This is a genomic window from Sphingopyxis sp. P1IMeth2 (assembly GCF_900185685.1).
Taxonomy (GTDB): Bacteria; Pseudomonadota; Alphaproteobacteria; order Sphingomonadales; family Sphingomonadaceae; genus Sphingopyxis; species Sphingopyxis terrae_A.
The window spans coordinates 376,884-389,606 of record NZ_FYAT01000001.1; the positions used below are offsets into that span (position 1 = coordinate 376,884).

The 12,723-nt window shown below is 67.2% G+C and carries 10 protein-coding genes; 6 read left to right on the plus strand and 4 right to left on the minus strand.

Annotated elements, in window-relative coordinates; translation table 11 throughout:
* Positions 1-5: 5 nt before the first annotated feature.
* Genes P1IM2_RS01765 through P1IM2_RS01780 form a run of 4 tightly spaced genes read right to left on the minus strand, consistent with a single transcriptional unit; the run spans position 6 to position 6,860 of the window.
* Entirely contained in the window at positions 6-944 is a 939-nt protein-coding gene (locus tag P1IM2_RS01765) for a DUF979 domain-containing protein (protein WP_062901125.1), read from the minus strand.
* Positions 941-1,621, minus strand: a complete 681-nt coding sequence (locus P1IM2_RS01770; protein WP_062901126.1) for a DUF969 domain-containing protein — start codon at positions 1,619-1,621, stop codon at positions 941-943. Before P1IM2_RS01770 ends, P1IM2_RS01765 begins: the two co-directional genes overlap by 4 nt.
* Positions 1,622-5,251: a hydantoinase B/oxoprolinase family protein gene (locus P1IM2_RS01775; protein WP_186401245.1), complete on the minus strand. Its 3,630-nt coding sequence runs from the start codon at positions 5,249-5,251 to the stop codon at positions 1,622-1,624. It lies immediately after the preceding gene.
* On the minus strand, positions 5,235-6,860 hold the full coding sequence (locus P1IM2_RS01780; RefSeq protein WP_186401246.1) for a CHASE domain-containing protein: 1,626 nt from the start codon (positions 6,858-6,860) through the stop codon (positions 5,235-5,237). Before P1IM2_RS01780 ends, P1IM2_RS01775 begins: the two co-directional genes overlap by 17 nt.
* Positions 6,861-7,028: 168 nt before the next feature.
* Here P1IM2_RS01780 and P1IM2_RS01785 point away from each other — a divergent pair, with 168 nt between their 5' ends.
* The 6 genes from P1IM2_RS01785 to P1IM2_RS01810 all read left to right on the plus strand — a co-directional run bounded on the left by P1IM2_RS01785 (position 7,029) and on the right by P1IM2_RS01810 (position 12,659).
* Complete coding sequence (locus P1IM2_RS01785) at positions 7,029-7,682, plus strand: glutathione S-transferase family protein (RefSeq protein WP_409574522.1); 654 nt, start codon at positions 7,029-7,031, stop codon at positions 7,680-7,682.
* Complete coding sequence (locus tag P1IM2_RS01790) at positions 7,679-8,320, plus strand: energy transducer TonB (protein WP_062901129.1); 642 nt, start codon at positions 7,679-7,681, stop codon at positions 8,318-8,320. Before P1IM2_RS01785 ends, P1IM2_RS01790 begins: the two co-directional genes overlap by 4 nt.
* A 167-nt stretch (positions 8,321-8,487) precedes the next feature.
* Complete coding sequence (locus tag P1IM2_RS01795) at positions 8,488-10,623, plus strand: TonB-dependent receptor (protein WP_186401247.1); 2,136 nt, start codon at positions 8,488-8,490, stop codon at positions 10,621-10,623.
* Positions 10,623-11,702 (plus strand): PepSY-associated TM helix domain-containing protein, encoded by a 1,080-nt coding sequence (locus P1IM2_RS01800; protein ID WP_186401248.1) that lies wholly within the window; start codon positions 10,623-10,625, stop codon positions 11,700-11,702. The genes P1IM2_RS01795 and P1IM2_RS01800 overlap by 1 nt, the downstream gene beginning before the upstream one ends.
* Positions 11,703-11,808: 106 nt before the next feature.
* Positions 11,809-12,183, plus strand: coding sequence for an ArsR/SmtB family transcription factor (locus tag P1IM2_RS01805; protein ID WP_062901132.1), 375 nt, complete (start codon positions 11,809-11,811; stop codon positions 12,181-12,183).
* Positions 12,180-12,659, plus strand: a complete 480-nt coding sequence (locus P1IM2_RS01810) for an SRPBCC family protein (protein ID WP_186401249.1) — start codon at positions 12,180-12,182, stop codon at positions 12,657-12,659. Before P1IM2_RS01805 ends, P1IM2_RS01810 begins: the two co-directional genes overlap by 4 nt.
* The last annotated feature ends 64 nt before the right edge of the window (positions 12,660-12,723 follow it).

Consider the following 12,723-nt stretch of genomic DNA (forward strand, 5'->3'; position numbering starts at 1 on the left):
CGGCGCTAAAACGCAAACAGCCAGATGAAGAGGATATTGACCGCGAGCAGCGGGATCGCGGTGCCGATCTGCACCTTGATGACGCCATAGGGGTTTTTCAGCTCGAGCAGCGCGGCGGGGACCAGGTTGAAGTTCGCCGCCATCGGGGTCATCAGCGTGCCGCAGAAGCCCGCAAGCATGCCGATCGCGGCGACGACCGCGGGGTTGCCGTCATATTGCTTGATGAGCAGCGGCATGCCGACCGCCGCGATCATCACCGGAAAGGCGGCGAAGGCGTTGCCCATCACCATGGTGAAGAGCGCCATGCCGAGCCCGAAGGCGACGACGGCGCCGAACAGGCTGCCTTGCGGGATCGCGGCGCCGATCAGGTCGCCGACGACTTCGCCGACCCCGGCGAGCGCGAACACCGCGCCGAGGCTGGCGAGCATCTGCGGCAGGATCGCCGCCCAGCCGACCGCGTCGAGCAGCCGCCGCCCCTGCTGCGCCGGGAGCAAGAGCGCGGGCCGCAGCTGCGCCATGCCTACGGCGAGCGCGATCACCACGCCGATGCCGAGCGAGATCAGCGTCGCCTGCTTCGGATCGGCGAGCCCCGGCACCCATTTGAAGAGGAAGGTGCCGGCGAGTGCGACCGCCGGGATGATGAGCGCGACGACAAGCAGGAAATTGCCGTATTTCGCTGCGCGTTCGGCCTGCACGCCCGCCGCCACGTCGCCGCCCGGCGCGCGGCCGATCTGGCCCGCCCCGGCGATCGCGACGAGTGCAAGCACGAGCAGCCCGTTGCCGAAATCGCCGAGCCGGTCGCCCGCGAGCATCGACAGTGCGAGCAGCCCCCAGAAGGCGGCGTTGCCAAAGCGTTTGGGATTGCTGCGATCACCGAGGCCGAGCGCGGCGAAGATCGCGAAGGTCAGTCCGGCGAGGACATAGACGAAACCGAGCGTGATCATGCGCCGATCCCTTGCCCCGGCGCGCGCAGCATCCGCTTTTCGAGCAGCCGCAGCCGGAAGCCGTGGATCAGGAAGGCCGCGATCGCGGTCGGGATCGCCCAGACCGAGAAATGCAGCGGTTCGATGACATAGCCATAGCCTTCGAGCAGCCCCTTCATCAGCAGGATCGACCCGATGGCGAGGAAGATATCTTCGCCGAAAAACAGTCCGACATTGTCGGTCGCGGCCGCATAGGCCCGGATCTCGTCGCGCTGGGCATCGCTCAGCGCGACGCCCTGCGCCTCCGCGGCGGCTTCGGCCATCGGCGCGACGAGCGGACGCACCGTCTGCGGATGCCCGGCCACCGACGTCAGCCCGACCGCCGACATCGCCTGGCGCAGCAGCAGATAGGAGGCGAGCAGCCGGGCGAGCGTCGCGCCCTTGATCCGCCCGATCAGCGAGCGCGCATGCTGCTGAAGCCCATAGGCTTCGAGCAGGCCGATGACGGGGAGCACGATCCAGACGATGCTGACATAGCGTGTGTCGTTAAACGCCTTGCCGAAGGCGGCGATGATCGCGGTGACGTCAAGCCCGGCGGCCAGACCCGTCGCGAGCGCCGACGCCATGATGACGAGCAGCGGATTGAAGCGGAGCAGGAAGCCCGCGATGATGATGGCAATCCCGATCAGGACAAGCATCTAATCCCCCTCCGCTTCGCCATAACCGCCGCCGCCGGGGGTTTCGATGACGAAGGCGTCGCCCGCGCTCAGGTCCGCGCTGGCAGTCGCGCCCAGTTCTTCGGTCGTCCCGTCCGCGCGCTCGATCCAGTTGCGGCCCGGTGCGCCGTCGGCCCCGCCCGCAAGGCCGCACGGCGCGATCCGACGACGATTAGCGAGAATATTCGCAGCCATCGGTTCGCGAAACCGGATGCGGCGCGTAGCGCCGTCGCCGCCGTGCCAGCGGCCCGCACCGCCCGAACCTTTGCGGATCGAGAATTCCTCGACGATCACCGGGAAGCGCGCCTCCATCACTTCGGGATCGGTCATCCGGCTGTTGGTCATGTGCGTCTGGATCACCGCGGTGCCGTCGAAGCCGAGGCCAGCGCCCGATCCGCCGGCGATCGTTTCATAATATTGGTAGGCCTCGTTGCCGAAGGTGAAATTGTTCATCGTCCCCTGCGCTCCCGCCATCGCGCCGAAGGCGGCGAACAGCGCGTCGGTGATGACCTGGCTGGTCTCGACATTGCCCGCGACAACCGCGGCTGGAAAGCGCGGCGAGAGCATTGAATCGTCGGGAACAATCAATGTCACCGGCGCCAGGCAGCCCTCGTTCATCGGTATCGGGTCGTCGAGCATCGTGCGCAGCACATAGAGCACCGCCGCGCGCACGACCGGCAGCGGCGCGTTGAAATTATCGGGGAGCGTCGCCGACGAGCCGGTAAAGTCGATGGTGACGTGGCGCGCCGCGCGATCGACTGACACGGTGACGACGACTTCGGCGCCATTGTCCATCGCATAGCGGAAATGACCATCGCCCAGCCGCGCGACGAGCTGACGCACCGCCGCCTCCGCCTGACGCTGACCATGTGCCATATAGGCGGCGACGGTCGCGCTTCCGTGCGCGGCGGCGAGGTCGGCAAGGCCGCTGGCGCCGCGCTGGCAGGCGGCGACCTGCGCCTTCAGATCGGCGATGTTGAGCGCCGGGTTGCGCGCCGGCAGGTCGCCTGCGGTCAGATGCTCCTGCACGGCGGCGTCGCGGAAATGGCCGTCATCGACGATCAGCATATTGTCGAAGATGATGCCTTCTTCTGCGATATTGCGGCTGCCCGGCGGCATCGATCCGGGCGCTATCCCGCCGAGATCGGCGTGGTGGCCGCGCGCCGCGACGAAAAAGGCGGGGGTATCGGCACCCGTATCGACGAACACCGGCATGATGACGGTGATGTCGGGCAAATGGGTGCCGCCGTCATAGGGGGCGTTGAGCGCATAGGCATCGCCGCGCCGGATGCCGCGTCCGTCGCGCGGGCGACCGTCGGCGCCCGGACCGCGCTGGCGCAATATGGTCCGCACGCTTTCGCCCATCGACCCCAGATGCACCGGCATGTGCGGCGCATTGGCGACGAGCCGCCCTTCGCCGTCGAACAGCGCGCAGGAGAAATCGAGCCGTTCGCGAATATTGATCGACGAAGCGCTGTGCTGAAGCGCGCCGCCCATTTCCTCGGCAATCGCCATGAACAGGCTGTTGAAGATTTCGAGGCGCACGGGATCGGGTGCTGCAGGATCGTCACTGCCTCCTTGCGATGGCAAGGCGACGGGACGAATGGCCGATGGCTTTGCGAGCCGCAGCGTCCCATCGGGCTCGACCGTTGCCGTCCAGCCGGGTTCGACGACGGTCGTCGACAGCGGATCGACGATGATCGCCGGGCCAGTGATGCTGCGGCCGGGAGCAAGCGCGCTGCGCTGATGAAGTGGGACGGCGCAGGGTCCGCCCGCGAGCCAGGCGGTGACGGTTTCCGCCTCGACCTCGGCCGCTGGCGCGGGCGCGGGAAGAGCCGCGGGCGCGCCGCCCGCTTCGGTCAGTTCGACACGGATGCGATCGACGACCAGATCGTCATGCGGCGCATAGCCGAAACGCCCGCGGAAGGCGTCGATGAAGGCAGCGCGCACCGTGGCGGGATCTCCGGTCGGCAGCTCGATCGCATTGTCGCTGTCGGCAAGACGCACGAACAGCAGGGTTTCGTGCGTCACCGTTACGTCGGGTGCAAGATCGCCGCGCGCCTGAGCGACGAGTTCGGCCTCCGCGCGGTACAGCGGTTCGACGCAGCTCGCGCCGAGCGGCAGCGCAAGCGTGCGCTCGCGGATCGTCGAGGGCCGTGCGAGGCCCATACCATAGGCTGACAACACCCCGGCGAGCGGGTGGAGCAGGATCCGGTCGATCCCCAATGCGTCGGCCACGAGGCACACATGCTGCCCCGCGGCGCCCCCGAAGCCGACGAGATGGTAGCCCTGTGTCACATCATGTCCGCGCGCGATGGTGATACGTTTGATCGCGTTCGCCATCTGCTGAACCGCAATCGCTAGCAGCCCCTCCGCAAGCGCCTCGGGCGTGATGTCGCCGACTTCGGCCGCCAGCGCAGCGAATTTTTCGGCGACGATGGCGCGATCGAGCGGCTGGTCGCCGGCCGGTCCGAAGAGCCTGGGGAAATGTTCGGGCTGAATCTTGCCGAGCAGCACGTTGCAGTCGGTGACGGTCAGCGGCCCGCCGCGGCCATAGGCGGCGGGGCCGGGATTGGCGCCCGCGCTTTCGGGTCCGACGAGCAGGCGCGCACCGTCCCAGCGGCAAATCGAACCGCCCCCGGCGGCGACGGTGTGGATACGCAGCATCGGCGCCCGGATGCGCGTGCCCGCGACGATGCTTTCGTTATCGCGTTCGAGCCGCCCGGCATAATGGCTGACGTCGGTCGAGGTGCCGCCCATGTCGAAGCCGATGAGGCGATCCTCGCCCAGCGGCGCGGCGCTGCCGACCATGCCGACGATGCCGCCCGCCGGACCCGAGAGAATCGCATCGCGGCCATGGAACGCCGCGGCCGATGCGAGCCCTCCCGAGCTTTTCATGAACTGCGGACGGCTATCGTCGCCAAGCTGGGCGCAGAACTGGCCGACATAGTGCCGCAGCACCGGCGACAGATAGGCGTCGGCAAGCGTCGTGTCGCCGCGCCCGACCAACTTGATCAGGGCGCTCACCTCATGGCTGACCGAAATCTGCGCGAAGCCGAGTTCGGCGGCAATCTCTGCCAGGCGCCGTTCGTGCGCGGGATAGCGATAGCCGTGCATCAATATGATCGCGATGCTGTCGATTCCCGCCGCACGCGCCTTTTGCAGCGCGGTGCGCGCGGCGTCTTCGTCGAGCGGGATCAGCAATTCGCCGTCGGGACCGACGCGCTCGGCGATTTCGGCAACTTGGGCGTGCGGCGGAGGTGTGCGGTCGAGCCGGCGCGCGAACAGGTCGGGGCGATCCTGATAGCCGATGGTCAGCGCATCGCCGAAGCCGCGCGTGATCGCGAGGAGGGTCGGCGCGCCCTTGCGTTCGAGCAGCGCGTTGGTCGCGACGGTCGACCCCATGCGCACCGCGAGCGGCGGCAGCGCGCCTGTCCCGGCGCCGGTCAGGTCGCGGATCGCACCCACCGCCGCGTCGCCAGGGCGCGCCGGGTCTTCGGAGAGATATTTGGCAGTGACGACCGCGCCCGCCGGCGAGCGCGCGACGACATCGGTGAAGGTGCCGCCGCGATCGATCCAGATATGCCAGCGCGGATCAGGCGGTGGCGACACGATCGGGCCAGCGAATGACGATGGACAGGCCGTGATCGGCGGCGGCGCGGGTCCATTGCCCCTTGAGCTGGCGTTCGATCAGCGAGCGGATGAACTGGGTGCCAAAGCTTTCGCTTTCGATGTGCGGGGTTTCGGGCAGGCCGCTTTCGATCCACGACAGCTCGACATCGCCGCCGTCGCGGCGCCAGCCGACCGCAAGATCGCCCTTCCCGCCGAGCGCGCCATATTTGACGCTGTTGGTCACCAGTTCGTGCACGGCAAGCGCAATAGCCTGCGCGCCCTCTTCGTCAAGCCGCACGTCCGGGCCTTCGACCGCGGCAAGCCGCTGTGCGTCCCAGCCCGCAATGTCGAGCTCGCGGCGGACGATACGGCCTAGGTCGACCGTATCGACCGCGCCGGTAACCAGCATCTGCTTCGAATCGGACAATGCGCGCAGTCGCCCGTCGAATTTCGTCTCGAACGCCTCGAGGCTGTCGACCTCGCGCAGCGTGATCCGCGCGAGCGCGCCGATGCGGGCGAAGGCGTTTTTCATGCGGTGCGCCATTTCGCCGATCATCAACTCACGATCTTCGGCATGACGCTCCTTCTCCTCCGCCAGCGCCTGCGCCGCGCCGAGGCGGCGATGCTGCAAGCGGTGCAACTGCACCGCGAGCCAGGCGAGCGCAGCGCCGAACAGCAGGATCGCGAGCGGACGGCCCAGCCGGTCGATGAAGCGGCCGTAGGACAGCCGCATCGTCCAGCGGCGATCGGCGACGCGCAGCGTCTCCTCATGCGCGTCCCAGCCAACCTTGCCATGACGGAAGACGAGCGGCGCCGACGGGCCTTCGCCGGCATAAACTTCGATCCCGTCGACCGTATCGAGCTGGTTTCCCAGCACCGCGCGCATCAGATTCTCGATGCGGAACGGCGCGTAGACAAAGGCCTCGATCGGTTGCCCGGCCGAGGGCGGCGGCACCGCCGAAGGCGCGGCGTCTGCAGCCACGGGCGGGTTGGCGTAGACGGGCACATAGATCAGGAAGCCCGGCTGCTTATGCTGCGCACTACGTTCCTGGATCAGTTCGACGATCCCGCTCGCTGCCGGCTGACCGGTCTGCCAGGCGCGGCGCATCGCCTCGCGCCGGATCGATTCGCTGTACATGTCGTAGCCGAGCGCCCCGCGGTTGCGAGCATTGTCGGGTTCGACAAGGACGATGGGAAAGCCGATCGGCTCACTTGTCCGCGGCCAGACCTTGATCTCCCTGCCGTAATTTTCGAGCAGCTGCGCTTCGGCCGCGGCGGGAGTATCCTGCTGGATCGCGACGGCGATGCCGACCCCCTGCATCCCCGGCGCGCGCACCTGCGGCCGCAGCGCCGCGAGGAAGGCGCGAACTCCCGGCCCGCTCGCCGCCGTGTCGGACTGATAGAGCGCGCGCACCCCTTCGAGCACCGCGAGCTGATCGCGCAGCCGGACGTTGACCTGCATCGCGACGCGGGTCGCCTGCTCATCCTCCTGCGCCTTGTTGTAGAAGAAGCTGGCGACCGCCGCGGCTAGGGCCGCTGCCAGGATGCCGAGCCCGACGAAGCGGACCGAAAGGGCCATCAGCCGATCTGCCCAGAGCGAAGGGCGCATTACACATATCCTGATGATTGCTGCCGTAGCAGCGCCCCCCTCTGTCACAAATAGGAGCATGCCAAGCGACCGATAGCAAGCAGCATTTCTTGCGCATCGCTGCAATCATCGAACAGGTTGCAGTGAGCAACCGACCGCCTATGCTCGGGCTGGAATCAGGAGGATGTCATGATGATAGTCTATGGGTCGATCGTATCGCCGTTCGTACGAAAATTGCTGGGGTTTCTGGGCGAAAAGGGCCTCGATTTCGAGCTCAAGGGCGTCGGCATCGGCGATCCTGATCCCGGCTTTCGTGCCGCTTCGCCGCTCGGCAAGATGCCGGCGATCGACGACGACGGCTTCCTGCTCGCCGATTCGAGCGCGATCATCCACTATCTCGAAGCGAAATATCCCGAACCGGCGCTGATCCCCGCCGACCCCGAAGCGCGCGGCCGCACCGTGTGGTGGGACGAGTTCGGCGACACCGTGTTCGCGGCCTGCGGCGGCAAGATGTTCTTCAATCGCATCGTCGCCCCCAAATTCCTGGGCCGCGAAGGCGACCTCGCCGCCGCCGCCGAAGCCGAAGCCGACGAACTGCCAAAATTGCTCGCCTATCTGGAAAGCGCGATCCCGGCGTCAGGTTATCTGGTCGGCGACCGGCTGACCCTCGCCGATCTGGCGGCGGTGTCACCGCTGGTCAACGTCCGTCACTGCGGCGTAACGATCGATGCCGCAACCTATCCCAAAATCGCCGCGTGGAGCGAGGCGATCCTGTCGCGCCCGAGCATGGCGCCCTGGATCGCCAAGGAAGAGCGGATGATGGCGAAGGTGCTGGCGGGTTGATCCGGACCGGCGCGGCGATCGCGGGCGCGCTGGCGCTCGCATCCCCGGCGGCCGCGCAACCGTCGATGCCGGTGGCTCGTGCCACCGACGCCGACCGGTTGCTCGTCGGCCTCGCGGACGAAGCGGCGGGCGAAGCGATCGTAACGCTGCGCCATGACGAAGCGAGCAACGCGCCGACGTGCAAGGCTGGCAGCGTGCGAGGCGGGCCGGCGATCGCCGATGCGTCCTGCGCGCTCGCGCTCAAAAAGCTCGGCTGGGCAGCGGCGGGGGTCGATCGCAACGGTAAACGGCAAGCATTGCCGCGCCTACGCATCGCCTGGACCAAGCCCGACAAGGCAGGCGCCGAGCCCGACGCCACCGACGACGATGGCCTGACGCCAATAAGCCCCGAGCGCTGGGTCCTGCCTGCCGATTATCCCGGTACACGGGCGCAAGGTGCCAGCGAGTTCATACTGGATGTTGCACCTTCGGGCCGCCCGACCGCTTGCCACATCACAAAATCGGCCGGCAGCGACATCCTTGATCGCAAGACCTGCGAGGTCCTGATGCGAAGCGGGCTGTTCCTGCCCGCCCTCGACGCGCAGGGAAAGCCGCGCCCCGCGCAGTTCCGCTCGCGGCTGAGTTGGGCCATCGAATAGCGGGGGGGGGGGCGGCCAGCGAGACGCAGCGTGTGCCGCTCTCGTCATCCCATGCGCTATCCAGGAAAGCGAAGCGGCAAAGGAATTGCGTTCGGCCAAACTTCGCCTTGAAATCCCTTGCATTTGCGAATCAGTCGCACTAGCGGCCTCCTCAACAGGAGTTGAGAATGATTCGCAAAATTGTCACTGCGGCGCTTGCCTGCACCGCACTTTCCTCCCCCGCGCTCGCGCAGTCCGCGGCGCCTGACACGAACGCCGAGGAACATATCGTCGTCACCGCGGCGCGCACGATCCTACCGCCCAACGCCCTGCCGCTGACGGTCGATGTCATCGGCAAGGACGCGCTCGATCAGCAGGTGCTGATTTCGGGATCGGTCACCGACGCGGTCGCAACGCTGACCCCCAGCTTTTCGCCGACGCGGCAGAAATTGTCGGGCGCGGGCGAGACGCTGCGCGGGCGCTCGCCGCTCTATGCCATCAACGGCATTCCCCAATCGACCCCGCTGCGCGACGGCAGCCGCGACGGCTTCACCATCGACGGCTTCTTCATCGACCGCGTCGAGGTCATTTATGGTTCGAACGCGCTGCAGGGGATCGGCGGCACCGGCGGCATCGTCAATCAGGTGACGGTCGGCGCGCCGAAGACCGAAGGCGTCAGCGGCCGGCTGCTGCTGCAGGGCACCGCCGACGACGAATTTTCCGAAGCCGGCATGGGCGGCAAGGCGGCGGGGCTGATCCAGTATCGGGCCGGTCGCTTCGACGCGTCGGTCGGCGCCGCCTATGAGGTGCGCGGGATCTTTCGTGACGGCGAGGGCCGCCCGGTCGGGATCAATCTGACGCAGGGCGAGACGCAGGATTCCAAGACGCTCTCGCTGTTCGGACGCTTTGGCTACGAGGTCACGGACACGATGCGGCTCGACCTGATCGCCAGCCGTTACGAGTTGAAGGGCGACGGCGATTATGTCGCGGTGGCAGGCAATCGTGCGACCGGCCTGCCGACCAGCGCAGCGCGCGGCACCCCGCCCGGCGATCCCGCCGCGAGCCGCACCGAAAGCCTGGCGCTGTCGTTGACCGACAGCAACCTTGGCGGCGGGAATTTCGTCGGCCAGATTTTCTGGAACCGTACCCGCGACACCTTCGGCGGCGAACCCAATCCGATCGCGACCTTCCAGGACGTCCAGATCGCGCCGGTCGGAACGCTGTTCGATCAATCGCAGAACCGCAGCCGCAAATATGGCGCCAAGCTGAGCTATGAGCGTGCGGTGCCCGGTTTCGAGGCACTGACGCTGATCGCCGGTTTCGACGCGCTGTGGGATTCGACCGAGCAGCGGCTGATCGCCACCGACCGCGTCTGGGTGCCGCCGACCGATTTCCGCAGCTTCGCGCCGTTCGGACAGGCCAATCTCAAATTGTTCGACGGGCTCGTCCGCGTCGCCGGCGGCGCGCGCTACGAGAATGTGAAGATCAGCATCGACGATTATACCACGCTCGCGAGCGCCGGCCGCACCTTCGTCAAGGGTGGCAGCCCGAGTTTCGACGACGTGCTGCTGAACGGCGGGGTTATCGTCGAGCCGATCCCCGGCATCCGCGCCTATGCGAGCTATGCCGAGGGCTATACCGCCCCCGACGTCGGCCGCATCACCCGCGCGGTGAGCACGCCGGGGGTCGAGATCGACAATTTCCTCAACATCCGTCCGATCGTTTCGAACAACCGCGAGATCGGTGTCGAGGTGAAGCGCGGCCCGCTCGATGCGAGCGCGACCTATTTCTGGTCGTCGAGCAAGGAGGGGCAATTGCTCGTCGCCCGGCCCGACGGCATTTTCGACGTGCTGCGCCAGCGCGTCGCGATCGAGGGACTGGAAATCAATCTGGCGGTCAAATTGCCGATCGACGGTCTGACCGTCTCGGCCGGCTATGCCCATCTCGACGGCAAATATGATGCCGACGGCGACGATGTGGTCGAAACCGACCTTGACGGTGCGAATATCTCGCCCGACCGGCTGAACCTCGCCGCCAGCTACGGCAAGGGGCCGCTGTCGGCGCGCGTCCAGACGCAATTCTATCTGGCGCGCAGTTTCACTGGCCCGACGCGCGACCCGCGCAACGATTTCGAGGGCTATAATCTGACCGACGCCTTCCTGCGCTACCAGACGCGGATCGGCGGCATCAGCCTGGCGGTGCAGAATCTGTTCGACCGGCAATATATCGCCTATGCGAGCGACACCCAGCGCCCGACCGACAATTTCTTCAACTTCGCCGGGCGCGGACGCACCTTCACGCTGGGCTGGGATTATCGCTTCTGATGCAGTTGCTCGACACGCTGCACCGCTGGACCGGCGGGCTGATCGGACTGGTGCTTGGCCTGCTCGGCCTCACCGGCGCGATCCTCGTCCACAAGGATGCGTGGATCGGGCTGCCGCATAGCGGCGATCCGCTGCGCAGCGACCTTGGCAGCGTGACGCGGGCGACCGAGGCGATCATGGCGCAGCCGGGCGCGCAGGGCATCATCTATGCCCGCGACGGCTTCGGTCTCCACCAGACCCGCTTCGACGAAGGCGCCGGCGCCTATGCCGACCAGTCCGGACAGATCGTCACCCGCTGGGCGAGCCAGTGGGAGCGGCCCGAGCTGTGGATCTTCGATTTCCATCATCATCTCTTCGCCGGCGACAGCGGCGAGTGGGTGATCGGCATCGCCGGCCTGTGCGGGCTGTTCTTCATCGTGTCGGGCATCATCCTGTGGTGGCGGACGCGCCGGACCTTCCGCCTGCGCCTGTGGCCCAAGCGGATGAGCCGGCCGGCGATCGTCACGCATCACCGCGACCTGGGGATCGTGATGGCACCGCTGTTGCTGCTTTCGGTCGTCACCGGGACGATGATGATCTTTCGCCCCTTCGCGATGGCTGTCGTCGCGCCCTTCGGTTCGATTGCCGCGGCAGAGAAGTCGATGGCGCCTCCCCAATATAAGGGCGGCCCGCTGGCTGCGAAGCCCGACTATGCGGCGATGCTCGCCGAGGCGCGCCGCCGCTTTCCGGGCGGCGAGTTCCGCATCCTCAGCCTGCCGCGCAAGGCGGGCGACCCGATCATGCTGCGGATGCGCCAGCAGGCCGAATGGCTTCCCAACGGCCGGTCGACGCTTTGGTTCGATGCGCAGACGGGCGAGTTGCTCGGCGCGCGCGACGCGCTCGCCATGGCGCCCGCCGCACAGGCGTTCAACAAGGCCTATCCGCTGCACGCCGCCAAGGTCGGGGGGCTCGGCTACCGTATCGTCATGACCCTGTCGGGGCTGACGATGGCGATGCTCGGCAGCTTTGCAGTGTGGACCTTCTGGTTCCGGCGACCGAAGCCCGTCCGCTCCCTTCCGCGCCGCACCGTCACCGCCTGATCTCCCGATCCGCCAGCGAAATCGCACCGCGCGGTGCCTGTCTCAATAGTTAGGCATTGACCTAAGTATTGGACCGAGCTAGGAGGGCGGGCGAAAGGAATGCGCCATGTCGACCATCCGGCCCGACGCCCCGATTGCGCCCGAACCGGCGATGATCGACGGCATCTTCCGCGCCCTCGCCGACCCGACACGGCGGCAGGTCCTCGAACGGCTGGGCGAACGACCGGCCTCGGTCAGTGAACTTGCGGCGCACCACCCCATGGCGCTCCCCTCCTTTCTCGCGCACCTCAAGGTGCTCGAAGGCTGCGGCCTCGTCCATTCGCGCAAGCTTGGCCGGGTCCGCACCTACAGCCTTGCCCCCGACCGGCTGCGGCTGGCCGAGGACTGGCTCGCGACCCAGCGCCGCCTGTGGGAAGGCCGGCTCGACCGCATGGATGCCTATCTGCTCTCGCTCAAGAACAAGAAGGAGACCTTCGAATGACCTTTCCGCTCAGCCCGGTCGACCCCGACCTCGACCTTGTCCTCGAACGCGTGATCGACGTGCCCGCCGACCTTGTATGGAAGGTCTGGACCACGCCCGAGCATCTGGTGCACTGGTTCGTGCCCAAGCCCTGGACGGTCACCGCTTGCGAGATGGACCCGCGCCCCGGCGGCGTCTTCAGCACGACGATGCGCTCGCCCGAGGGTGAGGAGTTTCCCAACAGCGGCTGTTATCTGGAAGTCGTGCCGGGCGAACGGCTGATCTTCACCGACACGCTGCTCCCCGGCTTCCGGCCGGCGCCGGCGCCCTTCTTCACCGCCGGCCTGTTCCTGACCCCGCAGGGCGACAGCACCCTCTATCGCGCCGTCGCGGTCCACGGCGACAGCGCCGCGCGCCAGAAGCATGAGGAAATGGGCTTCCACGACGGCTGGGGAACCGTGGTCGGCCAGATGGTCGACTATATCAAGGCGATGTGATCCGCCGGCGCACGTCGGCAGCGGACATCGGGTATCGGCTCGGCGAGGCATAGCGCGCTTTCCT